The following is a 25101-nucleotide window of genomic DNA, read 5'->3' on the forward strand; positions in this document are numbered from 1 at the left end:
ACCATTTCGTCAAGCCGATCGCGCTCGACGCCCTGCGCCAGGTGCTGGCGCCCGAGTCGATCGGAGGTTAGCGCTCCAAGGCACGCGGCTTGAAGCCCGAGACCGTAGGCCGTTCCACTGTCCCCATTCGGGACACAAGCGAACCGCCATCGGTCAATATTTGGGAAACCAAGCCATGCCCCGTCTCGGTCTTTCGTTCAACAACTCTTTCGACAGCCGTCCCCGAGCGCCCAAAGCCGACGCCTATGGCCGCCGTCCGCGCCAGGTCACGGGCGTCCAAATCGTCGGCGAGCGCGAAACCTCGCCGATCTTTTCGTCCGTCTATGTCAAGGCGATGGGGCTCCTCGCCATTGTCGCGGCGATTTCCGTCGCGGCGGCGATCATACGGATCTACGCCTTCCGTCATTAACTCCTGGGCAAAAAGCCGAGAGCGCGCATCGGCAGGGGCATGGCCGGCCCCTGCCTTTTCTGCATATTTATTTGTTTTCGCCGGCGCATGCCGATCGCCGGGCCTAGGGCGATCGCTGGCAAGCCTTTGCGACGCATGCCCCGCTTCATAAGCGCCCGCCCATGCCGCCCCTATCCCCAACCGGCGAATGTTTTACGCCGGCAGGAACTGAGAATGATCCCGAAGCGTTTCTTGAGATGGTCGGTCGCGCCGCCGAAATATTGGCGTGCGTCGGCGCACAGAAAAATCTTGAAAAACGCCTAACGTCAAATTGCTCGCACCTGGGGCAGGAACGAAACGCGAGTCGTTCTGATGAGTGGAGTAGCGATCATGCTTCGGAAATATATGATTACTGCCGCTGCGGCGGCGATTTTTCTTTATCCTTCGGCGTCTTTCGCCTGGGGCAGCGGGCACTGGGGAGAGGGGTCGACGCCTCAATCCGGCAGTTCGGGAAGCGGCTCCGGCGGCGGCTCTGGAGGCGGCTATGGCGGCGGCCAGCAGAGCGGCGGTCAATGGGGCGGCGGTGGCGGCGGCCGACAGAACGGCGGTGGCGGCCAATGGGGAGGCGGCCGGCAGAGTGGCGGCCAATGGGGCGGCAATAGCGGCGGCTATGGCGGCGGCCGACAGAGCGGCGGTGGCGGCGGCTGGGGAGGCGGCCGACAGAGCGGCGGTCAGTGGGGCGGCAATGGCGGCCAATGGGGAGGCGGTTACGGCGGCCGGCAGAGCGGCGGCCATTGGGGCGGCGGTGGCGGCTGGGGCGGCTATGGCGGCGGCCACGGAGATTGGGGCGGCTATGGCGGCGGCCGGCCACGGCCAGCACGGGGCAAAGTCTGCTACAACTTCGCGGGAAAACCCTACGTCTATTCGGGCGGCGGGCGCTGCCCCATCAGCTAAGCCGACTACAATCTCCGTGCAGAACCGGAGCCTGTTAAGAAGTAATTATCCCCCGGCTTTGCCGGGGGATCTAAGATGTGAACCGCTCATAGCGGCTGCCGCCGATGCTTGGAGACCCTTATGGCTCCGCAGCGCCTTCTAGGAAAGATGTATTCTAAAATAAATCAATGCTTTATGACAAACCTAACGCCCTTTAAGCACCCCTACCGCCCTTAGCAAAAACGGCATGGTCAGCCCCTGCACCACAATGGAAAAGGCCACGACGCCGAATGTCGCGACGACGATGACGTCGCGCATGGGCAGTTCGTCGGGCAGAGACAAAGCAAGCGCGAGGCCGAGCGCGCCGCGCAATCCGCCCCACCACAACACATGCTGCTCGCCAAAACTGATCCGCCAGCGGGACGGCAGGAACGGCGCGCTCAGCGGATAGACGGTGAGCGCGCGGGCGGCGAGCACGATCCCGATCACGGCGAAGATGAGCGCGAATCCATATTCGGCGAAGGGCGTGGACGCGACGTCGACGCCGATCATCAGGAACACCATGGAATTCGCGAGAAACGCCGCATATTCCCAGAAGCTGTGCACGAATTCGCGACCGCGTTCGCTCAGATAGCTGCGGTTCTCTTCCCGCAGCAGGCCGAGATTGCCCATCATCAGCCCGGCCGTGACGCAGGCGAGCACGCCGGAGAAATGGAAATGCTCCGCGAAGAGGAATGAGCCGAAGGCGGCGATGGTGGTCAGCGCGACTTCGATGAGATGCTCCGTCGTGCCCATCGCGATAAGGATCGCGGCGCCGCCGACCAACGCGCCGATCGCGACCCCGCCGAGCACGATGCGGCCGAGGGTGAGGACGATCTCGCCCGCGCCCTGCCCCGCGCCATGGCCCTCGGCCCAGGCCAGCGCCATCACGAAGAGCACCGCCGCCGCGCCGTCATTGAGCAGGCTCTCGCTCTCCACGAGGAGACGCAAACGGCCTTTGACGCCATTGTCCTTGAACATGGCGATGATCGCGACGGGATCGGTCGCCGCGATGAGCGCGCCGAAGACGAGCGCCGAAGGCGCCGGCCAATGCAGCAGCGTCACGCAGGCGAAAGCGACCGCCGCGGCGGAGACGACCGTGCCGAGACCCGCAAGCGTCAGCAGCGGAACGGAGTCGCGCAGCAACTCCCTCCAGGAGAGCGTCAGCGCCGCTTCGAAGAGCAGCGGCGGTAGAATGAGATCGAAGATGAAGTCATGCGTGAGATGCGGCCCGAAGTCGGGCCTGGTGAAAGTCATGACGGCGCCGACAATGACGAGGCCGACCGTGTAGGGCAGCTTGAACCGCCGCGCGACGATGGCGACGATCATCGCGATGGCGAGAGAGGCGACAGCTTTTGTGAGATGTTCGTCCATGGGCACCGGAAGCGCGTTGAGACGGGGTCGCGATCACTTACCTTGGACCGGACCGCCGCGCGACGAAAAATAACGAATGACGCGCGCGTATCGGTCCTGACGAGAGCCAAGGGCTCCTCTCCTGCCGTTATTCGTGGTCACGCGCGAAAGCGCCGGGCGAGTAGAGAGACAGCGCATTATTTTCTATATTTTCTATCGCTGTGCGCGGCGGCGCAGCGCTCCTCTCCCCGTTTCACGGGGAGAGGAGCGCGCACGGGCCTGCATCGACGTTCCGAAAAAAATCTTATCCCCACCCCCCAAATCTCCCTCATCCTGCGCCCGCCTCGTCACCTTAGGGGGCGTCGTCGTAGCCCGGCGGCGCGGCGGGGTCGGTCAAGCGTCCGTCGGGCTCTTGTGGCGGATGTGGGCGGGTCGTCGGTCGGGCTTTCCCGTGCAGAGCGGGGCAAGCTTCGTCCAGCGCGCTTTCAGCTCGCATGAACCCATGCGAGCGGGAGCGCGCCGGATGTCGCGAATAAAGCTGGGCCTTAACGTTCCTTCGGGTCTTGCAGCGGGAACTTCTGAAAAGGAAGCCGCGCCCGGGGGAAGGCGGCATCGGAAAACTGCAGGACACAAATCGCCTGCGGCGCTCAAGCGCGCGCTCGTCTGGCGGGTCAGACCGTCAGACGGGAAAGAAGCGGTCCTGTCAGGGGCCGTGTCCGGGAGCGAAGTCACTCCGTCGGGAAAAGGTGCGCGAGCATAAAGACCGTGTCCGGGACGCTTTGGCTCCGGTGCGCATGAAACACATCACACATCTCGGCCGAACCGGGCCGGGGCGTCCCGGATCTCCCTTATCGCCTCGCGCCGGAAATGGCGGCGAGGGTTTTCATGTTGTTTTTGCGAGATTCGCGTGGCTGCGACGCCCCACCCCTGCCCCTCCCCGCAAGGGGGAGGGATTGGGCTCACGATCTAGACGCTCGCTGTTGCTTAGTCGTGAGAGCGACCGAGCTTCAACCTAAGCTTGCTTCCAATCATACCCGCATGGCGCCGCTTCATCCCTCCCCCTTGCGGGGAGGGGCAGGGGTGGGGGCCGGCGACGTGATGCGAGCGTCGATATCAAGGCGACCCACGGCGCAATTGTTGCTTCCGCGCCCGCATGAAAACCTTCCTCGACTGGTCGGCCTACGACACTTACGGCATTGGCGACGCCTATTCCGGCATTCCGGCGAAGGGCGGCAATTACGCCAAGGCCGTCGCCGTGTGCATGCACAGCCGCGATTGTCAGAAAACCGGCAAGGGCGTCATGTGCCCGAGCTACCGGATCACCGGCGACCGCGCGCATTCGACCGAGGCGCGCGTCGCGGCCTTCAAGGCCGCGCTCAACGAAGGCGAAAATGCCGAAGCCTTCGCCGATCCGCGCCTCGACGAGGCGATGGATCTCTGCGTCTCCTGCAAGGCCTGCAAGAAGGAATGTCCGAGCGCCGTCGACATGACGCTCATCAAGACCGAATATCTGGCGCAGCGCCACGAGATCAAAGGCGCGCCCTTGCGCACGCGGCTTTTCGGCGGCGTGCCGGAATGGACGGGACGTCATCGCGGGCCGCTGCGCTACGCCATCCGCCTGCGCAACGCCTTCGCGCCCGCGGCGAGGCTTGCTGAGAAATGGCTGGGAATCACCGCCAGACGTCCCCTGCCCGAGCTGGCGGCGAAGCCCTTTGCGCCGCATCGAAGCGCCGCCAAAGGCGAACGCGGCGCGGTCATCCTCTTCGTCGACACATTCGCCTGTCACTTCGACCCGCATATCGCGCAGGCCGCGACGGAGGTGCTGGAGCGCGCCGGCTATTGCGTGACGATGGCGACGCCCGCTCCGACCGACGCCGAGCCCGACCGTCCGCTCTGCTGCGGACGAACCTATCTGACGACCGGCATGGTCGAGAAGGCGCGCTTTGAGGCGAGGCGCGTTCTCGCCGCCTTCCAGGACGCGATCGCGGCGAAGACGCCGATCGTCGGGCTCGAACCCTCCTGCCTCCTGTCGCTGCGCGACGAGCTGTACAGTCTCGGGCTCGGGCCGGAGGTCGGCGATCTCGGCAAGCAGCTTTATCTCTTCGAGGAGTTTCTCGTCCGCGAGCATCAGAACAACGGATTGCGGCTCGATCTCAGGGCGCTCGATCTGCCCAAGGCGCTGCTGCATGGCCATTGCCACCAGAAGGCCTTCGGCGTGATGAAGGCGACGCGCAAGCTGTTGAGCTGGATTCCGGGCTTCTCCTACGACATTGTCGAGTCGAGCTGTTGCGGGATGGCCGGGAGCTTCGGTCTCGAAGCCGAGCATTACGACGCCTCGATGCGAATGGCGGAGCTATCGCTCCTGCCGGCCGTTCGCGCGGCGCCCGAGGAGACGCCGATCATCGCCAACGGCTTCTCCTGCCGGCATCAGATCGAACATGGAAGCGGCCGGCAGGCGCGGCATATCGCATTGCTGATCCGGGACGCGCTGGCGTAAGGCGAGGCGACATCCCTGCGCGGGCCTGTTAAGCCATCCGGCAATGGAAGGCTCGTTGGGATCGACATGGCGGGGTATGTCTGCTGCCTGGGCAGCATCAATTTCGACGTCGCGATGCGGCTGGATCGCCTCCCCGAGCCGCATGAAAAAATCCCCGCAAACGCGATCTCCGTCGGCGGCGGCGGATCGGCGGCCAACACAGCGGTCTGGCTCGCCCGCGAAGGTCTGAACGCGCGGATGCTCGGCTGGGTCGGCGACGATCTGCTCGGAGCCTTCGCCCTGCGCGATCTCGCAGGAGAGGGCGTCGACGTCTCGGGCGTGAACGTCCTGCGCTCGCCTTCGCCCGTCGCGGTCTGCCTCTCGCCGCCCGGCGACAATCGCATCGTCACGAGCCCGCGGCTCGACGCGCCCTGGACGCCCGACGACGCGCTGCCGACGGCGGCGGGCGCGGACTGGCTGCATGTAACAGTGCGCGACGCCGGTTTTCTGACGCGGGCGCGGGAGCGCGGCGCGCGGCGGCTCTCCGTCGAACTCAATGGCGACTACGATCCCGCCTTCGCCCGGGCGGCGGACTGCCTGTTCGCGAACCACGACGAACTGGCCCGCGCCGTGGGTTCGGAAGACCCGATGCGCTTCCTTCTCGAGCGCCATGCCGGCGATCCGGCGATCTGGTTCGTCACGCATGGAGACGAAGGCGCGCAGATCATGCGCGCCGGCTGCGTCGAGACAGTGCCGACTGTCCCGGTCGAGCCGGTCGACCGCACCGGCGGCGGCGACGCCTTCAACGCCGGCGCGATCGCCGGCCTGCTGAGGGGCGCGGAGCCCGCCGAGGCGGCGCGCAACGGGTTGCGGCTGGCGACGCAGGCCATCACGCGCCTCGGCGCAAGGTAGGGGGTTCCGCGGCTGCGGATTACTCCCCGGCGCCGAGAAATACGTATACCGACCTGACGGGGACGCGCGCTTATAAGAGCGTCCGCTTCCAAAGGCTTCCGCCCCCGCCTTGCCTTGCGCCGCCCCATCCTCTATGGGGCGTGGCTTCCCACGCTCGAGCCGATGGATTTTCAAGTGGCGAAGCCGAATACGCCGGTCGCAATCATTATGGGGTCGCAATCCGACTGGGCGACCATGCGCCACGCCGCTGAAACGCTGCAGGCGCTCGGCGTCGGCTGCGAGGCGCGCATCGTCTCGGCTCATCGCACGCCCGACCGTCTCGTTTCCTTCGCCAGGGGCGCCGAGGCGGAAGGCTTCAAGGTGATTATCGCCGGCGCCGGCGGGGCGGCGCATCTTCCCGGCATGACGGCCTCCATGACCAATCTGCCGGTGCTCGGCGTGCCCGTCGAATCCCACGCGCTCAAGGGCATGGATTCGCTTCTTTCCATCGTGCAGATGCCGGGCGGCGTGCCGGTCGGAACGCTGGCGATCGGCAAGGCCGGCGCGATCAACGCGGCCATTCTCGCCGCCTCCATACTCGCGCTGAGCGACAAGGCGCTCGCGGCGCGGCTCGCGGACTTCCGGGCGAAGCAAACGGCGGCCGTCGCCGAAACCCCGAAGGACGAGGCGTGATCATGCTGACGCCCGGCGCGACCATCGGCATTCTCGGCGGCGGACAGCTCGCGCGCATGCTGGCGCTCGCCGGCGCGCGCATCGGACTCAAATCGCATGTCTATTCGCCCGTCGCCGACGATCCGGCCTTCGACGTCTGCGCGGCGCAGACCCGCGCCGACTTTCTCGACGAGGCGGCGCTCGCGACTTTCGCCGAGTCGGTGGACGTCGTCACCTATGAGTTCGAGAACGTTCCCGCGCGAACGGCGGAAGTGCTCGAAGCGCATCGGCCCGTGCGGCCAAATCCCAAAATTCTCGCGCTGACGCAGGACCGGCTGATCGAGAAGCAGTTCGTCCGCAATCTGGGCGTCGCCACGGCCCCCTTCGCAGATGTGAGCGACCCCGAAGCGCTGGCCCGCGCCGTCGCGGAACTGGGCCGGCCCGCCATCCTGAAAACGCGGCGCTTCGGCTATGACGGCAAGGGTCAGACGAAGATCGCGGAGGGCGTCGATCTTGCCGCGGCGCTGAAGGCGCTCGGCGACAGGCCCTGCATCCTCGAGGGCTTCGTTCCTTTCGCCAGGGAAGTCTCGGTCGTCGCCGCGCGCGGGCTTGACGGCGAATTCCGCGCTTATGACGTTTGCGAGAACGTCCATGAGCATCACATTCTCGCGACGACGACTGCGCCCGCCGCGATCGGCGACGCGACCGCGCGGGCGGCGATCGACATGGCGCGCGCAATCGCGGAGGCCGCTGACTATGTCGGCGTCATCGCGGTGGAGATGTTCGTCGTGGAGGATGCCGGCGGCGAGCGCCTCGTCGTCAACGAGATCGCGCCGCGCGTGCATAATTCCGGTCATTGGACGCTCGACGGCGCCGTCACCTCGCAATTCGAGCAGCATATGCGCGCCATCGCCGGGATGCCGCTCGGCTCCACGCGCCGGCACGGGTCCAAGGTCGTGATGCGCAACCTCATCGGCGCCGACGCCGACAAATGGGCGGAGATATTGGCGCAGGACGGCGCCTGCCTGCATCTCTACGGCAAGACGGAAAGCCGCCCGGGCCGCAAAATGGGCCATGTGACGACGGTCACGCCATAAAAAGCGCTGGCGCCGGCGTTGCACGCTAAATGCAACCGAAAGGCGCCGATACAATGAAATTCTACATGACGCCGGGCTCGTGCTCGACCGGCATTCACATCCTGCTCGAGGAAATCGGCCTTATTTTCGAGGCCTATGTGCTCAATCTGCCGCGCGGCGACCATCTGAAGTCCGAATATCTCGCCATTAATCCGCAGGGCACGATTCCGACTCTCGTTCTCGACGACGGAACCGCGCTCACGGATTTCGTTGGCATTGCGACATGGCTGGCGCAAAACCATCCGCGCCGGAAGCTCCTGCCCGAAGATCCAATGCGCGCGGGCGACGCTCGCGCCATGCTGGAGTTCTGCAACCGGCACATTCACGGCGAGGGCTTCCGCCGCGTTTTCACGCCCGAACGCTATGGCGGCGACCGCGAGGCGACGATCGCCGAAGGACGCGCCATCGCCGCCTCCGCCTTCGACGCCGTGAGCACCGAGATCGCCGGGCGCGAATACGCCGCCGGCCCCTTCTCCATCGCGGATGCAGCCCTGTTCTATGTCGAGTTCTGGGCCGACAAGATCGGCATGACGCTGCCGCCCAATTGCGCGGCCCATTACCAGCGCATGAAGACGAGGCCCGCCGTGCGCCAGGTGCTGGCCGAGGAAGGCTATCGCTGAGCGCCCAAGCCTCGCCTCACCCGTCATTGCGAGCGAAGCGAAGCAATGACGTGCGTGAGCGCACAAAAAAGCCTTCAGCCGAAGCGTAGTTTCTCCAGAATTGGAGGGACCTATGAAATATGCTCTACGCCGTTATGGCTGGCTCCTTGCCGCGCTGCTGCTCGCTCTTGGCGGCGCCGGACTCTGGACCATTTCCGCCACGCATGACGTCTCGCTGAGCGAAAGCGAGCTGCAGAGCCGGATCGACAGCCAGTTGCCCAAGGACGTCGCCCTCAAGGGCGCGGCGCAGACGCTTCTGCAATCGGTCAGCGTCAAGAGCGCCAATGTCCAGCTGCGCGACGGCAAGGCGGCGCTCGCCTTCGACGTCGAGGGATGGCTGCGCAACGGCAAGAGCGTCGAGATCGAGGCTTCCGCGCTCGGCGTTCCGAAATATGCCGAGGGCGCGCTCTATTTCGCGCCCGAGAAAATCGATGTCGGCCGTCTCGCTTATCAGGGCGAAAATGCGAGCGAACTTGTCGGCCGCCTCGCCGGCAAGCTCGGGAACGATAAGCTGCGCGCCGCGCTCGAAGCGAAGGCGCAGAAGGCGGACGATTGGGCGGCGACGGCCGTCGACGCGGCGCTCCGCCGCTATTTGGAGGAGCGCCCGGTCTACCGGCTGAAGGACGACATGAAGGGCGCGGCGATGAAAGCGGCGCTGGAGAAGATCGCCATCGAAGACGGCCGGCTCAACGTCACATTTTCGCTCTGGCGGCTGTCGGCCAGCGTGATCGGCGGCTTGGCGAGCTTCATCCTGGGCGTTATCTTGTGCATTCTGATCGTCCGCGCATTTTTGAAGGGCGAAGGCATCGAAATTTCAGCCTGTTAATGCGGAGGGAAAACCCCTCTAAACGCGTGCAATCGCTCCCTGTTCCGGGGTAGAATGGGCCTGACGAATCAAAGGCTGGAAATTCCCCGCAAAAGCGAGCGAAATGAGCGAAAACGACAAGCCGAACGACCCGGCCGAATATGGCGCCGAATCCATCAAGGTGCTGCGCGGCCTGGACGCCGTCCGCAAACGTCCGGGCATGTATATCGGCGACACGGATGACGGCACCGGCCTGCATCACATGGTTTATGAGGTCGTCGACAATGCGATCGACGAAGCCCTCGCCGGCCACGCGACGCGCGTCACGGTCACGCTCAACGCCGACGGCTCCTGCACGGTGACGGATAATGGCCGCGGCATTCCGACCGCCATCCACCCGGAAGAGGGCGTGTCGGCGGCGAACGTCATCATGACGCAGCTCCATGCGGGCGGTAAGTTCGACCAGAATTCCTACAAGGTCTCGGGCGGTCTGCACGGCGTCGGCGTCTCCGTCGTCAACGCCCTTTCCGTCTGGCTCAAGCTGCGCATCTGGCGCGGCGGCAAAGAGCATTCCATGGAGTTCAGGCATGGCGACGCGGTCGAGGACCTCAAGGTCGTCGGCGACGCGCCCATGGAGGACGGCGCCGCGAAGCGCGGCACGGAAGTCACCTTTCTGCCCTCGCCCGCGACCTTCACCATGGTCGAATTCGACTACGCCACGATCGAGCATCGCCTGCGCGAACTCGCCTTCCTGAATTCCGGCGTGCGCATCGTCCTCACCGACGCGCGCCATGCCGAGCTGAAGCAGGACGAGCTTTATTACGAGGGCGGGCTGGAGGCTTTCGTGCGCTGGCTCGACCGCGCCAAGCAGCCGCTCATCGCGGCGCCGATCCTCATCAAGGGCCAGCGCGAGCACATCACCGTCGAAGTCGCGCTTTGGTGGAACGACTCCTATCACGAGAATGTGCTGGCCTTCACCAACAACATTCCGCAGCGCGACGGCGGCACGCACCTCGCCGGCTTCCGAGCCGCGCTGACGCGCCAGATCACGGGCTATGCGGATTCGTCGGGCCTCACCAAGCGCGAGAAGGTCGATCTTTCAGGCGACGACTGCCGCGAGGGACTGACCTGCGTGCTGTCGGTGAAAGTGCCGGACCCGAAATTCTCGTCGCAGACCAAGGACAAGCTCGTCTCGTCGGAAGTGCGCCCCGCCGTCGAGAATGTGATGAACGACCTTCTCGGCCAATGGCTGGAAGAACATCCGGCCGAAGCGAAGAACGTCGTCTCAAAGGTCGTGGAGGCGGCGGCGGCGCGCGAAGCGGCGCGCAAGGCGCGCGAGCTGACGCGGCGCAAGGGCGCGCTGGACGTCGCCAATCTTCCCGGCAAGCTCGCGGACTGCCAGGAGCGCGACCCCGCAAAGGCCGAACTCTTCATCGTCGAGGGCGACTCGGCCGGCGGCACCGCCAAACAGGGCCGCGACCGCGCCTTTCAGGCGGTGTTGCCTTTGCGCGGCAAGATCCTCAATGTCGAGCGCGCGCGCTTCGACAAAATGCTCTCCTCCGAGCAGATCGGCACGCTGATCACGGCGCTCGGCACGGGCGTCGGGCGCGACGAGTTCAACGCCGACAAGCTGCGCTATCACAAGATCATCATTATGACCGACGCCGACGTCGACGGCGCGCATATCCGCACGCTGATCCTCACCTTCTTCTACCGGCAGATGCCGGAGCTGATCGAGCGCGGGCACGTCTTCATCGCCCAGGCGCCGCTCTACAAAGTGACCAAGGGCAAGTCGACGCAATATCTGAAGGATGAGCGCGCGCTCGAGGACTATCTGATCGACAGCTTGCTCGACGGCGCCGTGTTGCGCACAGGATCGGAAGATCGCGCCGGCGCCGATCTGCGCAAGGTGCTGGAAGACGCGCGCGCCTTCCGTACGGTGATGGCGAGCCTGCATTCGCGCTATGACCGGCATGTGGTCGAACAGGCGGCGATGGCCGGCGCGCTGAAGCCGCATGGGGAAAATGGCGAGGCCGAGACGCTCGCGACCGAAGTCGCGCGCCGTCTCGACGCCATAGCGGAAGAGACCGAGCGCGGCTGGGCGGGAGAACCGCGCGATGGCGGTTATGTCTTCAAGCGCACGCTACGCGGCGTGACGCAGGCGGTGGTCCTGGATCAGGCGATGCTGAATTCGTCGGAAGCCCGGAAGCTGCAGGAGCGCGCGGATTCGCTGCGCGACGTCTTCTCCGCTCCCGCCGCGCTGATCCGTCGCGGGGATGAAGCCCCGCTCTCCGGCCCTGTCGCGCTCTATGACGCCATGAGCCAGATCGGCCGCAAAGGCCTCTCCATTCAGCGCTATAAAGGCCTCGGCGAAATGAACGCCGAGCAGCTCTGGGAGACGACGCTCGACCGCGAGGCGCGCTCGCTGCTGCAAGTGAAAGTGAAGGAAGGCGCGGAAGCCGACGACATCTTCGTGAAGCTGATGGGCGACGTGGTGGAGCCCAGGCGCGAGTTCATTCACGAGAATGCGTTGAATGTCGCGAATTTGGATGTGTGAACATCATTCGGGAACTTCATGTCGCTCGCCGGATTGATCAGCAATAATCCGCCGATAATCGCGCGGGGAGCACCCGAATCTTCGTTTGAAGCTGCGGCTGAAATGCGACATATCATTGAAGCCCCAGCGAAACGCGATTTCCGTGATCGGCATTCCTGCAAAAAACGAAAGCTCGCGCCGACATTTCTCCAATCTTAGACTCAAGACGTGGCGCATGAGCGGCATCCCTTCGTCCGATAGAATGTCGTTGATATAGCGAGACGACATGCCGACGCCGGAGGCCACCATCGCGGCGTCCAGCTCCGGATTGCTGAGGTTCCGCTCGACAAAATTCCTGACTCTTGCTCGCGACGCCGAGCGCCCGAACGACACGCCATCCTCCTGCCGTCCCACCGCCGCCAACGCCAGAACCAAAAGATCTATGCAGTTTTCCGAAAGCGCTGCGAATTCGGACTCGGACAACGCTTGCGCCTGCTCTGCGCAGGATCGCAAGAAGGCGGACGCCACGGAGCCGACGCCCCGATCGCCGGCGATTTGCAGAGTCGAGCAACGCTCGACGCCGCCGACTCTCGCCTTGAGCTTCGAACGAGGAATAGACACGATCAGTTTGGAAAAGCTCCCGGGACAAACGATGCGATGCGGGCGCGTTGCATCATATATCGTCATATCCCCCGGACGCAGCGCGACCGCACGTCCATCCTGTTCCAATGAATAGCTTCCAGAGAGCAGAACGACCGCGAGATAAACGTCCTGCCTGATTTTGGCGGGCTCCTTGGACAACCGTTCGATCGTGATGGCGTTCGACCTGATCGATGAAAGGCGCAAATCCTCCCAACGATAAATCGTCGTTTCGTTGAACAAGCGCGCTTCCGTCGGCGGACTGATCTCGACATCGGCGAACTCTCTCCCGATCATTTCGCGTAGCCATTCTGCGCGTTGCTTTACGGGAAGATGGTCGGTCGACAGGACCATCGGACTCGACTGTCGCGTCATCATAATCTTTAACCCGGGCGCATTTTTCTTTTGCTTTTCGAACGCTAACACACTGAGCGCCGCCTCGGTCAAATTCTGGTTCCGTCCCAGTCGAGCGGAAGTTCGCTCTTTATCTATTTTGGTCGACACAAATCGCTGCTGACCAAGGAATACTGAAATGACACAACGCACGCCCGAAGAAACCAATGTTTTGCTCCTCAGAGCGGCGGCCCTATGGCTTCTCGTCGCGCTGCTTTTGGCCTTTTGCCTCGTCGGGCTGAATTTTGGCTCGCCGTTCTTGAAAGCGCTGTTTGCCGGCAAGCAATCGAGGCTGGTGCAGTCGCACATCGACTATCTATTGATGAGCGCATTGATTTTTGGCTTCTACGCCGCGCGCGTTCCCTTGCATTGGTCCATCCGCTGGGCGATGGCCGTTGGCGCTTTCACAAATTCGAGCCTTTTCCTCCTGCAAGCGATATTTCCCGTGCTCGACTCCCCCGTTCCCGCCGAAGGGATTTTACCCTCGTTGTTTCGCGTCTATCTGATGGCCAGCTTGCCGACCGCAACCTATGGCTTCGGCGGAGGGGCGATCAGCGTTCTGTGGTCGACATTTCGGCGCGCAGGCGGCGAAAGCCCTGTCGCCTAAGATGCGGGGCGGATTGCTCAAGAAGCGATCATAATTTGGGCTTGACCCATGCAAGGGAGCAAGGCATGCGGCGTTGCGTCCTGCTGGCGCAACCACCGCATCAACCGTCGACAACCGTGAGCGAAAAACCGACTATCCGCCTCCTCGTCTGCGTCGGCCCCAATTGCGACGCGGAAGGCCGCGGACGCGCTTTGCTGGCCGAGGTTCAAGCAGCGACACGCGCGGCCCTTCCAAACGCTGTCGCGGCGGGCCGCCTGAAAATCTCGACGCGCGAATGCCTGCGGCTCTGCACGCGCGATCCCGTTTTGCGCATCGAGCCATCGGGCGACGCCTTTTCGGATCCTGACATTGACGACCTTATGCGGGAAATCGCGGCGACGCTGAAATAGCGGCCCCTCTTTTCGCCGCGTTCCTCGCTTCGGATCACGCTGCGAGTCCGCCCGAACGCAGCGTGATCTAGAATTGCGGCTTCGCCACCATCAACCAGAAAATGCCGAGCATGGAGATGAAAGCCGGCCAGCCGAGCGCGAACCACCACCAGAAATAGCGCTTGTAAAGCGGCGGCAGGGGCGCGCCCGAAGCAAGGGATTCATCGGCGATGCGCGCCATCCGCATCTGCAGCCAGACGACAGGCAGCCAGCAGCAGCCCACGAAAATATAGAGCGCGATCGACGCCACGATCCAGGGCGTGTCATATGGCCAGCCCTCGTCGATCATGAGCGCGACGCCGGTCAGCGGTTGCAGAATGACGGCCGGCGTCGTGAAGATCCAATCCGCAAGCACCACATTTTTATTGCCGGCGGCAATTGCGCGCAGGTCGCCGCGCAGATTGGTCGCAAGGCCGTGAAAGGCGGTGCCGAGGCCGGTTCCGAAAAGCACTGTCGAACTGAGGATATGTATCCATTTCAACGTCGTGACGTCGAGCATCACTCGGTCTCCATGGCGATCATGACGAGAATCGCCGCCGCGATCGGAACGTTCTTCAAAATCGGCGCGAAAGGATGCAGCCAATATTCGCCCGGCAGCCCGATCGCCAGCAGCGTAAAGACGGCCATGCTCGCAAGTTGAAGCCAGCCGACGAGCGCCGGCCGCCAGCGGCGCAACAGAAGGGCGCCCAGGATCAGATCGAGCGCCGCTCCGCCATAGAGCGCGAGCGTGGCGAGAAGGCCGGAGAGTCCGAGCGCCGCCAGCATTTCATAGCTTTTCTCCACTGGATAAACTCCAAGGGACAAAAGCCCGCTGCCGATCCAGAGAAAGGCGAGGCTCCAGCGCAGCGCCGGGCCCAGAAAGAAAAGACGCGCCGCAAGACGGTCGGACTCGGAGGCCGGCTCCTGCGCCAAGGCGCTTGAAAGATCGCGCGGCGGGCGTCCCAGCGCCGCCGTCAGCGGACCGGGATCCGCGACATTGCCGCGCGCAAGCATGCGCATCACATCCGGATTGAGCGGCCCGCTCGTCAGCCTGCCGCCAATCTCGGCCATGAATTTGAACAGCCAGTCGGGGACATGCAGGGAGCGCGTCGCCGGCAGCCCCAGCCATTTGCGCAAAATGCGCGTGAGTTCGTACACCGAGAGCGGCTCCGGCCCCACGACGTCGATCAGCCGCGGCGCCTCCGCGCCCGCCGCAAGACGCGCCACGAGTTCGGTCAAATCGTCCACATGGATGGGCTGAAAGCGCCAATCGGCGCCGCCAATCCGAGGCAGAATCGGCAAAGCGGCGGCGGCGAGCATCCACGCCGTGCTGGCTCCGCCGCGTCCAATGACGACCGAGGGACGCAGGGCATGCCAGTCGATGCGCGTCCCGTTTGGGTCCGCATCGAGGAAGAAGGCCTCCGCCGCGCCCTTGCTGCGCTGGAAATCGGTCTCGCCCTGCGGCGCGGCGCCCAGCGCCGAGATATGGATGAAGCGCGACGCCTCCGCCGCGATGCAGGCTGAAAACAGCCGCATGGCGCCTTCGGCGTGCACGGCGTCCATCGTGTTGATCCCGACGTCGTGAACGAGGCCGGCGCAATTGATCACGACGTCGAAGCCGGCGACCTTGCCGCGCAGCCGCGCGGCGTCGTCCTGGACGATGTCGACTTCGGCGCGGCCCGCCGCCACGACGGCGTGACCCTGCGCCGCCAGCCGCCCGGCGATGTGGCGGCCGATAAAGCCGGTCCCGCCGACGATGAGCGTTCGGGCCACAGGCTCCCCCTTTCGGCGGCAAGGGCGATCCGCCGCCAACCATATAGGAGCGCGGCGGGCGCCCCGCCCTGCGTTTTGGGCGTTTTCGTGCGATAAGGGGACATGGCGACGATTCGGAATGCTTTCGACCCGGGCTTCGGCGTTTATGTCCACTGGCCGTTCTGCCTCTCGAAATGCCCCTATTGCGACTTCAACAGCCACGTCCGCCGCGCCGACGTGGACGAGGACCGCTTTGTCGAAGCCTTCGCCGTCGAGCTGGCGCATCGCGCGAAGCTCGCGCCGGGACGCGAAGTGCGATCAGTGTTTTTCGGCGGCGGCACGCCCTCGCTGATGTCGGCGTCGACGGTCGCCTCAATTCTCGACGAGATCGCCAAACGCTGGACGATGGCCAAGGATGTCGAAGTCACGCTCGAGGCCAATCCGACGAGCGTCGAAGCCTCGCGCTTCAAAGGCTTCAAGGCGGCGGGCGTCAATCGCGTCTCGCTCGGCCTCCAGGCCTTGAACGACATCGACCTCAAGGCGCTCGGCCGCCAGCATTCCGTCGCCGAGGCGCTGATGGCGCTCGACGTCGCGACGAACGTCTTCGAGCGCGCCTCCTTTGACCTCATCTACGGCCGCACCGGGCAGACTCCCCCCGCCTGGCGCAAGGAGCTGGACCTCGCGCTCGCCCGCGCGCCCGAGCATGTGTCGCTCTATCAGCTTACGATCGAACCGGACACGCTGTTCGAGCGCATGGTGAATACGGGCAAGATGGCGCTGCCCGACATCGACACGCAGCGCGCTTTATGGGACGTGACGCAGGAGGTCGCCGCCCGCCACGGCCTGCCCTCCTACGAAGTGTCGAACCATGCGCGCCCCGGCGCAGAGTGCCGGCACAATCTCCTCTATTGGCGCTACGGAGAATATGCCGGCGTCGGCCCCGGCGCCCATGGCCGCATCGTCACCTCGCGCGGCCGCCGCGCCCAGGCCTGCGAGAAACACCCCGAGATGTGGCTCACCTGCGTCGAAACGGAGGGCCACGGGATCGTTGAGGACGAATTGCTGAATTCGGAGCAGGAGGGCGACGAATTTCTGCTGATGGGGCTGCGCCTGCGGGAAGGCATTGACCCGCAACGTTATTTCCTGCTCACCGGCAAAAAGCTTTCGCAATCGCGAATCAGCGAATTGATCGGCGACGGGCTCGTCGAAATCACCCGCGAAAACCGTTTGCGCGTGAGCTCCGAAGGCTTCCCTGTCCTCGACGCCGTCGTCGCCGACCTCGCGGCCTGAGCCGCCCAGGGAACCAATCGGCTCCATTGCGCTTATCTAGGGGGGCGGAAGCCTTATCTGGAGCGATTTTTGATGTCCATCACCGACCTGCTCATTCAAGTCGTCGCCGGCGCCCTTGGCGGCAAAGCCGCGGGCAAGGCGACAAAAAGCGACAATGCGCTTGGCGACCTCATTAGCGGCGCCCTCGGCGGCGGAGTTGGCGGCCAGATCCTCAGCGCCGTCATCCCCTCGCTCGCCAGCGCCGCGAGCGGCGGCGGGGGCTTCGACCTCGGCGTTCTGCTTGGGCAAGCCGTGGGCGGCGGCGTCACCGGCGCCATCGTCACATTGCTCTACAACGTCGTCAGGAAGCGCTTCTTCGGATAAGGCCGCGCAACGCCTCGCAATGTCTAAAGCGCATTCTCGCGCATGAAAGCGATGGCGGCCGGAGCGATTGTCTGGCGTAAAGTGAAAAAATCGCCCCAGCCGTCTTCGACCTTGGCTGCGTTGCGGATGTTGAAAGCGGCGGCGCGATCGACGTCGCCCAAAGTCTTCCATGACAAAGGCGTCGCCACCGTCGCGCCGGGCCGCGCGCGCAGCGACCAGGGGAGGATCGCGGTCGCCGTTCTCTTGTTGCGCAGCCAGTCGATGAAGATGCGGCCCACGCGGCGCCGCTTGCTCATATTGGCGACGAAGCGATTCGGCTCCTGCCGCGCAAGGCCGCGCGCGAAGCCGGCCGCGAAGACTTCGGTATCGGCATAGGTCAATGAACGATCGAGCGGCAGCACGATATGAACTCCCTTGCCGCCGGTGATCAGCGGCCAGGATTGCAGACCGATCGCCGAGAGATGGTCGCGAATTTCCCCCGCGGCCTTGCAAACCTCCCTGAAAGGAAGATCTTCGTCCGGATCGAGATCGAAGACCATCCGGTCCGGCCGCTCGAGATCGCTTGCGAGCGACATCCAGCCATGGATTTCGATCGCGCCGAATTGCGCCGCCGTGTGCAGGCCAATCGCGCCGTCGAGCGCCATATAAAGTTCGTCGTGGTCCGGCGTCGTCAAAATGCCCTTGTTCATGCCCTTCAGCGGATGGCGTTGAAAGAAAAGCTCGCCGATATTCTCCGGCGCGCGCAAGAGGCTGACCGGCCGGTCCGCGAAATGGGGGATCATGCGCGGCGCGATTGCGTCGTAATATTGCGCAATATCGCCTTTGGTGACGTTGTCGGACGGAAAGACCACCCGGCTTGCATGGGTGATGCGCGACAGCTTGGGCGCTTCCGGCGCCGATGGTGCGGGTTTCGCCTTCATGTCCTCTCTCACGCCGAGAAAACGCGCCTGCCGGAGCTGTCCGTCCATGGTCCAGCCGCCAAAGCGCACCTCCGCCGGAAAGGGCGCCTCTATCAGCACGGAGCCCTTCGGGATCTTGTCGGCGGCGAGCAGTTGGGGCGCGGCGCCCGCGCGCTTCTTCAGGAGGGGTTCGAGCGTTTCGCGGGCGCGCGCGTCATAGCCCGTTCCGATGCGCCCGACATAGCGCAAGCCTTCCAGCGTCTCTTTAGCGGCGATGAGCGAAGCAAAGGATTCGCTTTTTTCCGAAGGCCGGAAACCGACGATCAGCACATCCTCTCGAAAGTCGCCCTTGATCTTCAGCCAATCCGAAAAGCGCCCGCTACGATAGGGCCGGTCCGCGCGCTTCGCGATGATCCCCTCGGCGCCCGCCTGCGTCGCACGGCGAAAAACAGCCGCGCCCTCGCCTTCGATAAAATCGCCGTAAAGAAGGACGCCGCCGCTATTGGCGAGCAGCTTCTTCAGCAGCGCCTTGCGCCGGCGCAAGGGCTCGCGGCGCAAATCGGTTTCGTCGAGCACGAGAAGGTCGAAAGCGACGAACGCCACGGCTTCGCTGCGGCCCGCTTCCAGCGCTGAAACCAGCATTGCGAAATCCGACAAGCCCTTTTCATCGAAAACCACCGCTTCGCCGTCAATGAGCGCGTTTCGGCATGGCAGAGCGAAGGCGGCGCGCGCGAGGCCGGGGAAGCGGGCTGTCCAATCGAGGCCCGCGCGCGTGTAGACGACGGCGCCGTCCGCGCCGGTCGCAATCTGCAAACGGTAGCCGTCATATTTCAGCTCGAAGAGCCAATCGGCGCCAAAGGGCGCGGTCTCGGCCGTCTCGCAGAGCTGCGGCGCAACAAATTTCGGCGTCGGCGCGCTGGCGATGGACTTGTCGGACCAATAGGCCGCCCTGGCGCGCGCGGCGGGCGCCTTACGGCGCGTCGCCTTCGCGCCGCGTTCGATCTCTTCACGCGTGCGCCCGGTCGCGACGCTCGCATCGAAACGTTTGACGAGATCAGCATCCGCATCGGCCCAGGCGTCGCGCTCCTTTATGAGCAGCCAGTTCTCATGCTTGTCCCGCGTCTTCATACGCACGAGGACGTATCCGCCCTTCATGCGTTCGCCTTGCGCCAGAAACTTGATCTCCCCTTTCTCCAGCGCCCGCAGCGGATCGCCGTTTTGCGACGTGAAAGTCGCGTCCTCCCACAGCATAACGGTTCCGCCGCCATATTCGCCTTTGGGGATCAGCCCTTCGAAATCGCCGTAATCGAGAGGATGGTCTTCCGTGCGGACCGCAAGGCGGCGGTCGGCCGGATTTGACGAGGGCCCGCGCGTAACGGCCCAACTCTTGAGCACGCCGTCCATTTCGAGACGCAGGTCGAAATGTTCCCGCCGCGCGAAATGCCGTTGCACCACGAGGCGGTGCGCCGCCTTACGCGGAACGCCGCCTTGCGGTTCCGGCGTGACGGCGAAATCGCGTTTGGCGCGATAGACGGCGAGCGCGCCGTCGTCCTTCCTCGCGCGCGTCGGCATGGATCAAGCCCGGCGGCGCGTTGGCGCCTTGGACGTTTTGGAGGATTTTGCGGGAGCCGCTTTCTTGGCGGGCGCCCTGCCCTTTTTCGGGGGCTCCGGCGGCGCTTCGCCGCCGCTCGCCGCGACCGAGCGCTTCAACGCCTCCATGAAATCGAGAACCTTCGCGCCGGTTTGCGCCTGCTCCTCGACGGGAACCGTCTCGCCGCGACCGAGCTTCGTCTTTACGAGGTCGCGCAGCGCCTCTGCGTAATGGTTGTGGAACTTAGCGGCGTCGAAGGGCTCGCTGCGCCGTTCGATCAGATCCTCCGCCATCTGCACCATGTCCTCGCGCGGCTTGTCGCGGCCGATGGAGGAGAAAATTTCCTCGGCGTCCTTGAGTTCGCTCTCATAACGCAGCGTGTCGAGCACGAGCCCCTGCCCGTCGCCGGCCGGCAGCAGCGCCACGAGATTCTCGCGTCCGCGCAATGTGAGCTGGCCGATTCCAACCTTTCGCTTGGACCAGAGGGCGTCGCGCAAAACGCGATAGCCCTCCTCCGCCACTTCGCCGTCCGGCAGAACATAATAGGGCCGGTTGAAATAAAGCGGCTCGATTTCGTCCGCGTCGACGAATTGAGACAGCTCGATCGTATGACGCGAGGAAAGCTTCAGCGTATCGAGCTCCTCGTCCTCCATGAACACGTAATTTCCCGGCTCCACCTCATAACCGAGCACAATATCCTCTTTCTTGACCTCGCCCTTGCCCGACGCGACCTTGAGATAGCGGATGCGCTGCTTCGACTTGCGGTCGACCTGATGAAACCGGATCTCCGATTCGGCCTTTTCAGCCGCGATGAGGCGGACGGGGATCGAAACCAGGGCCAGACGCAGATGGCCCTTCCAGAAAGTGCGCGCCGACTCGGCCATGATTTTGCTCCTGCACGCGCGATAGCATCCACTTTACATAAGGCGGCGGCGCGAAGCGGCCCGGGCGGCGGCGAAGCCGGAGATACGCAAAAAGAAACGCCCGCCTCGGGGGGAGGCGGGCGCTCGGAAATTCCGGATCGAAGGTTGACGGGCCCTCAGGCCGAAACGCGGCGGCTCGACAGCGGCGCGCGCAAAACGTTGCGGCGCTGAACGTCAGTCTCCGAGGCGACGTAAAGCTGGCCGCCCTTCGCCGCGCGGACGGCGTCGTTGAGGCGGTCCAGCGAATTGCCGGCCTTCGCGACAGGCGCGGGAGCCTCGCGCTCCTGGGGCGCCGCCTTGCCCGGCGCGGTCGGCTTGGCGACGGCGCGATAATCGTCGGTGGCGGAAAGGTCGCCGGTGACGACCGCGCCCTTCTCAAGCTCGATTTCGCCATACATGACGCGGCCTTCGACGCGGCCCGTCGAGCGGACGATGAGGAGCTGCTTGATCTCGATATGATCGGTGATCCAGCCGCTGATGTCCGCCTCGGTCGCCGCGATATTGCCCCGGATGACGCCGGTCTGGCCGACGCAGACCACGCGCGCCGTGACATCGCCCTCGACCGTGCCGTCAACAACAATAAGGTCAGGAACGGAAACCTCGCCCTTCAGCGTCACGCCCGCGCCAATATAAACGACATTCTCCTGGTCGGGCCTGAAGCCCGAGGTTGTATTAATAGCCATATCCGCACCTACTCCATTTTTATAACAATTATCCATGCAGCTTACGTTAACAATTTCCATACCGCAATAAAAAATGGTTATCAACAGAGCTTCAAACTTTACCTTTATTGCAACGGGTTACGCTGACTCCCCTATCGGGAGCGCGCGACGACGACGCCTCCATGACGATCTCTTGCGGGAATTCCGTCAGTTCGGGCCAATCAACCGGCGGCTGTATCGTTAATGGGGCGAACCGAAAAACTCTTCCGACGTCCGCTTCGCGGCGGCAATACTTATATCTCGGTTTTTTCTTCTTTTGCGCGAAGTTTACAATTCTGCTAGCGCCTAGCGGGCATCTGATAAGGGATGCAGGTCCCGCACCATCGCGCGCATCCGCTCGTCCAGAACGTGGGTATAAATCTGGGTCGTAGAAATGTCCGCGTGACCGAGCAACTCCTGCACGACGCGCAGATCCGCGCCATTCTGCAAGAGATGGCTGGCGAAAGCGTGGCGCAGCGCATGCGGATGGACCTGCGCGGCGGAAAGCCCGGCCGCGACCGCCAGATTTTTCAACTCGCGCGCGAAAGCCTGCCGGGTCAGATGGCCGCTGTCGCTGTCGGCGGGAAAAAGGAACGGCCCTTCTGCAAGGGCCGGCGATTCGGCCTCGAGCAATTTGCGATAATCGCGCAGAGCGCGCTTGGCTCCCTCGGTCAGCGGCGTGAGGCGCTCGCGTCCGCCCTTGCCCTTCACCATAATGAAGGGGTCGCGCGCCCGTGCGGCGCTTTTCGGCAGAGAAACGAGCTCGGAGACGCGCAGGCCGGTCGCGTAGAGCGTCTCCAGCAACGCAAAGAGCCGCGCCGCCTTCAGCCGCTCGCGCAAGGGGCGCTTTTCATCGTCTAGTCCCTCGCGCGCCGTCGCCAGCAAGCAATCGACCTCGTCGACCGACATGACGCCCGGCGCGCTCCTGACCATTCGCGGACCTTCGAGCGCGGCGGCGGGATCGTCGCCGCGATGGCGGTCGACATAGAGGAATTTGTGAAACTGCCGGAGCGCGGAGACGCGCCGCGCCACGGTCGCGGCGGACATGCCCCGCAGATCGAGGTCGGCGAGATAAGCGCGCATGCCTTCGGTTGTGACGTCGCCCGTATCGCAGCCGGCGCTTTTCAGAAAGGCGACATAGTCCGAAAGATCGCGCCGATAGGCGTCCTGCGTGTTGAGCGCCGCGCCGCGCTCGGCTGCGAGCATGTCGAGAAAAGCGTCGAGCTGACGTTGGGCGCGCGCGCTCATCGGACGCGGCTCACTTGTTCAGACGCTGCGCCGGGATCGTGTAGCTCATCTCGCGCGGCTGCGGCGTCACAAAGGAGACGACGGCGATCATCGCGCCGTAAACAAGCGCGACGATCGTCGCGACAATGGCAAGAAAGCGGATAAGACTCGGCAAGGAATCAACTCTTCGTCAAAGGCCGCTTTTCCAGCTATCGCCCGAAGCGCCGGCTTTTGCAACCGGCGCAATGGGCGTACGATTGACCGATCAGCGAACCACGACGCGCGTTCCGACCGGCACGCGATTGTAAAGGTCCACGACGTCGTCATTCATCATTCGGATGCAGCCGGACGAGACGTTCTGGCCGATGGTGTGCGGTTCGTTGGTGCCGTGGATGCGATAGAGGGACCCGCCAAGATACATGGCGCGCGCGCCGAGCGGATTGGCCGGGCCGCCATCCATATGGCGCGGCAGATCGGGCCGGCGCGCGAGCATCTCCGCGGGCGGCGTCCAATCCGGCCACTCGGCCTTTCGGCTGATCGTCTTCACGCCCGACCATTCGAAACCCGGGCGTCCGACGCCGATGCCGTAGCGCGTGGCCTTGCCGCGACCATGCACGAGGTAGAGAAATTTGTTCGGCGTATCGACGACGATCGTGCCGGGCCCTTCCCCGCCGCTGTAATCGACCTCCGAGCGCATATACATGGGATCGACCGCGCGCTGAACCTCGGCCGGCTGCGGGGCGTAGGCGGCGTAATGCGCGCCCGCATGCGGATGCGCCGGCGGCGCGGCGTAGCGCACCGGTCCCGGCTCGCCCACCAACGCCTCGATGAGCCCGCCGCCGAGCGCGCTCTGCTGATAATAGCCGCCGCCATAGCCCGGCGCGGCGGAAATCGCGGGACTGGCCTGCGCCGCGCCAGAGAGAAACGCCGCAAAAGCGGCCGTAGCCGGGAGGCGGAAAAACACGGACGGTTTAGACATGACGGGAACCGCTATTGCGCGCGCCGTTTGCTTGGGGTCGACGCGATTGACGATGGTTACTATTATATACGGCTAATTTTTACGGTAAATCGTAAGCATTTGTCGTGGTTATCAATTAGGAAAGACAAGAAATACTTGGTTAGGCGCGGGTGAATATTAATGATGAAAAATCGGTTGACGATGTCCCGCGACGCCGCCGCGGGCGAGACGTGCGCATGCGCATGGAAAGCGTATCGTCGCAGATGCAATGTTCGATTCAGGAACGAATAAGTCGGTCTTGCAACCGCGCGGGAGTTCACATGTTCCGTCATGCAATCGCGTTATTGGCGGCTTTTACGCCTTGCTTCACGCTTTCGCTCGCGGCGGATGCGAATGAGGCGGCGCCGGCCGCGAAAGTCTATGACGGCTCGGTGGGCTCCTCGCCGATCGTGATGTCATTGGAGCGCACGGACGACTCGCTGAACGGCAATTATTTCTATCGCTCCAAGCGCTTCGACATCTATCTCGTCGGAGACGCGAAAAAGGGCGCGCTGCTGCTCAACTCGCCGATTACGGACGACAAAATCTCGCTGAAGCCAGATGGTTCGGGATATGCGGGCAGTCTGACCACCGCGAAGGGCAAGACGTTTCCAGTTCGGTTGCGTCCCGTCGGACCGGACGCGGCGCGCGCGGCGCCTGTCGAAGCGCCCGACGATCTCGATCTCTACGAACGCGTCAGGCTGGCGGGTCTGACGTTGAAGCCGGAAAAGACGGAGACTTACGCCGGAAAAACCATCCGCTGGCACGTCGAGTCCATGAGCGGCAATCGCATGTTTCGCGTCGAGAGCGGCTACGCGGCCCCGGTCATGGAGACGATCAACAAGTCGCTCTCGAAGATTCAATGGGCGAACGTCTCAAATTATTTCGGTTGCGCCGGCGCAGAAGGCGGCTCGGGCGTCGACGCGTCGGATGTGGAGAATCCCTTCCTTTCCGACGCCTATGTCAGCTTCGGCATCAACGAATCCTGGTCCTGCGCCGGCGCGGCGCATCCCGATTTCGGCATGGAAGCGCACACTTTCGATGCGCGATCCGGCAAGGAGCTGACGCTCGACGACTTCCTGAAATTCGGTAAGGGGCCCGTCCCGTCCGAAGACTCCCCCGGCCGAAGCGACTATCTCTCCAAGACATTCGCGCCGGGGCTCGTCGCATTGCTCAAGCGCTTTCATCCAAAAGAGATGACGCCGAAAAAAGACGAATGCGACTATTCGGATCCGGAGGTCTGGAACTACCCGGCCTGGCGCCTCACCGAGAAGGGCCTCTATGTCGGCGCGTCATTCCCGCGCGCCGCCCGAGTCTGCGACAATCCTAAATGGTCGACGATCCCTTATTCGGCGCTGAGCGAAGCAAAGCCGCAGCTCAAATAGCTGCTTATTCCGCCGTCGCCGCCAAACGCGGCGACGGTC

25 protein-coding genes are annotated in these 25101 nt (G+C 64.0%); 15 read left to right on the forward strand and 10 right to left on the reverse strand.

From position 1 onward, the window contains the following. The first annotated feature begins 3 nt into the window (after nt 1-3). The 3 genes from MMG94_RS22090 to MMG94_RS05665 all read left to right on the forward strand — a co-directional run bounded on the left by MMG94_RS22090 (nt 4) and on the right by MMG94_RS05665 (nt 1342). Nucleotides 4-93, forward strand: coding sequence for a zinc finger domain-containing protein (locus MMG94_RS22090; protein WP_425272288.1), 90 nt, complete (start codon nt 4-6; stop codon nt 91-93). A gap of 82 nt (nt 94-175) precedes the next feature. Then, nucleotides 176-409: a hypothetical protein gene (locus MMG94_RS05660; protein WP_016918108.1), complete on the forward strand. Its 234-nt coding sequence runs from the start codon at nt 176-178 to the stop codon at nt 407-409. Between the two features lie 369 nt (nt 410-778). After that, nucleotides 779-1342 carry a hypothetical protein gene (locus MMG94_RS05665; RefSeq protein ID WP_154419999.1) on the forward strand — a complete coding sequence of 188 codons (564 nt, stop codon included), beginning with the start codon at nt 779-781 and terminating at the stop codon, nt 1340-1342. Between the two features lie 183 nt (nt 1343-1525). Here MMG94_RS05665 and MMG94_RS05670 read toward each other — a convergent pair whose 3' ends face one another. Then, nucleotides 1526-2734, reverse strand: a complete 1209-nt coding sequence (locus MMG94_RS05670) for a cation:proton antiporter (RefSeq protein ID WP_016918111.1) — start codon at nt 2732-2734, stop codon at nt 1526-1528. A gap of 1132 nt (nt 2735-3866) precedes the next feature. Here MMG94_RS05670 and MMG94_RS05675 point away from each other — a divergent pair. The 7 genes from MMG94_RS05675 (at nt 3867) to gyrB (ending at nt 11909) form a co-directional block, all read left to right on the forward strand. Then, the gene (locus MMG94_RS05675) at nt 3867-5210 is read left to right on the forward strand and encodes a (Fe-S)-binding protein (RefSeq protein WP_016918112.1); all 1344 of its coding nucleotides are present in this window, start codon (nt 3867-3869) and stop codon (nt 5208-5210) included. A 66-nt stretch (nt 5211-5276) separates the two neighbouring features. Beyond that, complete coding sequence (locus tag MMG94_RS05680) at nt 5277-6101, forward strand: carbohydrate kinase family protein (RefSeq protein WP_016918113.1); 825 nt, start codon at nt 5277-5279, stop codon at nt 6099-6101. 207 nt (nt 6102-6308) lie between these two features. Next, the gene (gene purE, locus MMG94_RS05685; protein WP_026015990.1) at nt 6309-6773 is read left to right on the forward strand and encodes a 5-(carboxyamino)imidazole ribonucleotide mutase; all 465 of its coding nucleotides are present in this window, start codon (nt 6309-6311) and stop codon (nt 6771-6773) included. A 2-nt stretch (nt 6774-6775) separates the two neighbouring features. Continuing rightward, nucleotides 6776-7849, forward strand: coding sequence for a 5-(carboxyamino)imidazole ribonucleotide synthase (locus MMG94_RS05690; RefSeq protein ID WP_026015991.1), 1074 nt, complete (start codon nt 6776-6778; stop codon nt 7847-7849). A gap of 53 nt (nt 7850-7902) precedes the next feature. Next, entirely contained in the window at nt 7903-8508 is a 606-nt protein-coding gene (locus MMG94_RS05695; protein ID WP_026015992.1) for a glutathione S-transferase family protein, read from the forward strand. Between the two features lie 112 nt (nt 8509-8620). Continuing rightward, nucleotides 8621-9373: a YceB family lipoprotein gene (locus tag MMG94_RS05700; RefSeq protein ID WP_016918117.1), complete on the forward strand. Its 753-nt coding sequence runs from the start codon at nt 8621-8623 to the stop codon at nt 9371-9373. A gap of 103 nt (nt 9374-9476) precedes the next feature. Continuing rightward, entirely contained in the window at nt 9477-11909 is a 2433-nt protein-coding gene (gene gyrB / locus MMG94_RS05705) for a DNA topoisomerase (ATP-hydrolyzing) subunit B (RefSeq protein WP_016918118.1), read from the forward strand. 3 nt (nt 11910-11912) lie between these two features. Here the strand turns inward: gyrB and MMG94_RS05710 are convergent, their stop codons facing one another. Then, nucleotides 11913-12974, reverse strand: a complete 1062-nt coding sequence (locus MMG94_RS05710) for an AraC-like ligand-binding domain-containing protein (RefSeq protein ID WP_244415169.1) — start codon at nt 12972-12974, stop codon at nt 11913-11915. Nucleotides 12975-13059: 85 nt separating this feature from the next. On the opposite strand from MMG94_RS05710, the gene MMG94_RS05715 reads away from it, so the two are divergent. Both MMG94_RS05715 and MMG94_RS05720 read left to right on the forward strand, forming a co-directional pair. Then, a complete protein-coding gene (locus MMG94_RS05715) occupies nt 13060-13527 on the forward strand; it encodes a hypothetical protein (RefSeq protein ID WP_016918120.1) in 468 nt (155 codons plus the stop codon). Nucleotides 13528-13592: 65 nt separating this feature from the next. Beyond that, nucleotides 13593-13916, forward strand: a complete 324-nt coding sequence (locus MMG94_RS05720; RefSeq protein WP_154419997.1) for a (2Fe-2S) ferredoxin domain-containing protein — start codon at nt 13593-13595, stop codon at nt 13914-13916. Nucleotides 13917-13983: 67 nt separating this feature from the next. On the opposite strand, the gene MMG94_RS05725 is transcribed toward MMG94_RS05720, so the two are convergent. Next, nucleotides 13984-14454 (reverse strand): DUF2269 family protein, encoded by a 471-nt coding sequence (locus MMG94_RS05725; protein WP_016918122.1) that lies wholly within the window; start codon nt 14452-14454, stop codon nt 13984-13986. Continuing rightward, nucleotides 14454-15707: an NAD(P)H-binding protein gene (locus tag MMG94_RS05730; protein ID WP_016918123.1), complete on the reverse strand. Its 1254-nt coding sequence runs from the start codon at nt 15705-15707 to the stop codon at nt 14454-14456. The genes MMG94_RS05725 and MMG94_RS05730 overlap by 1 nt, the downstream gene beginning before the upstream one ends. Nucleotides 15708-15809: 102 nt before the next feature. Here MMG94_RS05730 and hemW point away from each other — a divergent pair, with 102 nt between their 5' ends. Together hemW and MMG94_RS05740 are read left to right on the forward strand one after the other, a co-directional pair. Continuing rightward, nucleotides 15810-16976, forward strand: coding sequence for a radical SAM family heme chaperone HemW (gene hemW, locus MMG94_RS05735; protein WP_016918124.1), 1167 nt, complete (start codon nt 15810-15812; stop codon nt 16974-16976). 72 nt (nt 16977-17048) lie between these two features. Continuing rightward, the gene (locus tag MMG94_RS05740; RefSeq protein WP_016918125.1) at nt 17049-17339 is read left to right on the forward strand and encodes a hypothetical protein; all 291 of its coding nucleotides are present in this window, start codon (nt 17049-17051) and stop codon (nt 17337-17339) included. A 23-nt stretch (nt 17340-17362) separates the two neighbouring features. On the opposite strand, the gene ligD is transcribed toward MMG94_RS05740, so the two are convergent. The 6 genes from ligD to MMG94_RS05770 form a co-directional block, all read right to left on the reverse strand. Next, nucleotides 17363-19810 carry a DNA ligase D gene (gene ligD, locus MMG94_RS05745; RefSeq protein WP_016918126.1) on the reverse strand — a complete coding sequence of 816 codons (2448 nt, stop codon included), beginning with the start codon at nt 19808-19810 and terminating at the stop codon, nt 17363-17365. Nucleotides 19811-19813: 3 nt separating this feature from the next. Further along, on the reverse strand, nt 19814-20713 hold the full coding sequence (ku, locus tag MMG94_RS05750) for a non-homologous end joining protein Ku (RefSeq protein WP_016918127.1): 900 nt from the start codon (nt 20711-20713) through the stop codon (nt 19814-19816). Between the two features lie 155 nt (nt 20714-20868). Continuing rightward, a complete protein-coding gene (locus MMG94_RS05755) occupies nt 20869-21435 on the reverse strand; it encodes a bactofilin family protein (protein WP_016918128.1) in 567 nt (188 codons plus the stop codon). A gap of 324 nt (nt 21436-21759) precedes the next feature. After that, the gene (locus tag MMG94_RS05760) at nt 21760-22701 is read right to left on the reverse strand and encodes a tyrosine recombinase (protein WP_016918129.1); all 942 of its coding nucleotides are present in this window, start codon (nt 22699-22701) and stop codon (nt 21760-21762) included. Between the two features lie 10 nt (nt 22702-22711). Beyond that, nucleotides 22712-22855: a hypothetical protein gene (locus MMG94_RS05765; RefSeq protein WP_016918130.1), complete on the reverse strand. Its 144-nt coding sequence runs from the start codon at nt 22853-22855 to the stop codon at nt 22712-22714. Nucleotides 22856-22945: 90 nt separating this feature from the next. Next, nucleotides 22946-23659: a L,D-transpeptidase gene (locus tag MMG94_RS05770; RefSeq protein ID WP_081495563.1), complete on the reverse strand. Its 714-nt coding sequence runs from the start codon at nt 23657-23659 to the stop codon at nt 22946-22948. A 299-nt stretch (nt 23660-23958) separates the two neighbouring features. Here MMG94_RS05770 and MMG94_RS05775 point away from each other — a divergent pair, with 299 nt between their 5' ends. Then, nucleotides 23959-25062 (forward strand): hypothetical protein, encoded by a 1104-nt coding sequence (locus tag MMG94_RS05775; protein WP_026015993.1) that lies wholly within the window; start codon nt 23959-23961, stop codon nt 25060-25062. The last annotated feature ends 39 nt before the right edge of the window (nt 25063-25101 follow it).

It is taken from the genome of Methylocystis parvus OBBP, assembly GCF_027571405.1.
In the GTDB taxonomy this organism is placed as follows: domain Bacteria; phylum Pseudomonadota; class Alphaproteobacteria; order Rhizobiales; family Beijerinckiaceae; genus Methylocystis; species Methylocystis parva.

Bases quoted from the DNA above. Each gene is read 5' to 3' on its own strand.
- MMG94_RS05660 (WP_016918108.1), top strand. From the start codon at position 176: ATGCCCCGTCTCGGTCTTTCGTTCAACAACTCTTTCGACAGCCGTCCC.
- MMG94_RS05665 (WP_154419999.1), top strand. From the start codon at position 779: ATGCTTCGGAAATATATGATTACTGCCGCTGCGGCGGCGATTTTTCTT.
- MMG94_RS05670 (WP_016918111.1), bottom strand. From the start codon at position 2,734: ATGGACGAACATCTCACAAAAGCTGTCGCCTCTCTCGCCATCGCGATG.
- MMG94_RS05675 (WP_016918112.1), top strand. From the start codon at position 3,867: ATGAAAACCTTCCTCGACTGGTCGGCCTACGACACTTACGGCATTGGC.
- MMG94_RS05680 (WP_016918113.1), top strand. From the start codon at position 5,277: ATGGCGGGGTATGTCTGCTGCCTGGGCAGCATCAATTTCGACGTCGCG.
- purE (WP_026015990.1), top strand. From the start codon at position 6,309: ATGGGGTCGCAATCCGACTGGGCGACCATGCGCCACGCCGCTGAAACG.
- MMG94_RS05690 (WP_026015991.1), top strand. From the start codon at position 6,776: ATGCTGACGCCCGGCGCGACCATCGGCATTCTCGGCGGCGGACAGCTC.
- MMG94_RS05695 (WP_026015992.1), top strand. From the start codon at position 7,903: ATGAAATTCTACATGACGCCGGGCTCGTGCTCGACCGGCATTCACATC.
- MMG94_RS05700 (WP_016918117.1), top strand. From the start codon at position 8,621: ATGAAATATGCTCTACGCCGTTATGGCTGGCTCCTTGCCGCGCTGCTG.
- gyrB (WP_016918118.1), top strand. From the start codon at position 9,477: ATGAGCGAAAACGACAAGCCGAACGACCCGGCCGAATATGGCGCCGAA.
- MMG94_RS05715 (WP_016918120.1), top strand. From the start codon at position 13,060: ATGACACAACGCACGCCCGAAGAAACCAATGTTTTGCTCCTCAGAGCG.
- MMG94_RS05720 (WP_154419997.1), top strand. From the start codon at position 13,593: ATGCGGCGTTGCGTCCTGCTGGCGCAACCACCGCATCAACCGTCGACA.
- MMG94_RS05725 (WP_016918122.1), bottom strand. From the start codon at position 14,454: ATGCTCGACGTCACGACGTTGAAATGGATACATATCCTCAGTTCGACA.
- hemW (WP_016918124.1), top strand. From the start codon at position 15,810: ATGGCGACGATTCGGAATGCTTTCGACCCGGGCTTCGGCGTTTATGTC.
- MMG94_RS05740 (WP_016918125.1), top strand. From the start codon at position 17,049: ATGTCCATCACCGACCTGCTCATTCAAGTCGTCGCCGGCGCCCTTGGC.
- ligD (WP_016918126.1), bottom strand. From the start codon at position 19,810: ATGCCGACGCGCGCGAGGAAGGACGACGGCGCGCTCGCCGTCTATCGC.
- ku (WP_016918127.1), bottom strand. From the start codon at position 20,713: ATGGCCGAGTCGGCGCGCACTTTCTGGAAGGGCCATCTGCGTCTGGCC.
- MMG94_RS05755 (WP_016918128.1), bottom strand. From the start codon at position 21,435: ATGGCTATTAATACAACCTCGGGCTTCAGGCCCGACCAGGAGAATGTC.
- MMG94_RS05760 (WP_016918129.1), bottom strand. From the start codon at position 22,701: ATGAGCGCGCGCGCCCAACGTCAGCTCGACGCTTTTCTCGACATGCTC.
- MMG94_RS05770 (WP_081495563.1), bottom strand. From the start codon at position 23,659: ATGTCTAAACCGTCCGTGTTTTTCCGCCTCCCGGCTACGGCCGCTTTT.
- MMG94_RS05775 (WP_026015993.1), top strand. From the start codon at position 23,959: ATGTTCCGTCATGCAATCGCGTTATTGGCGGCTTTTACGCCTTGCTTC.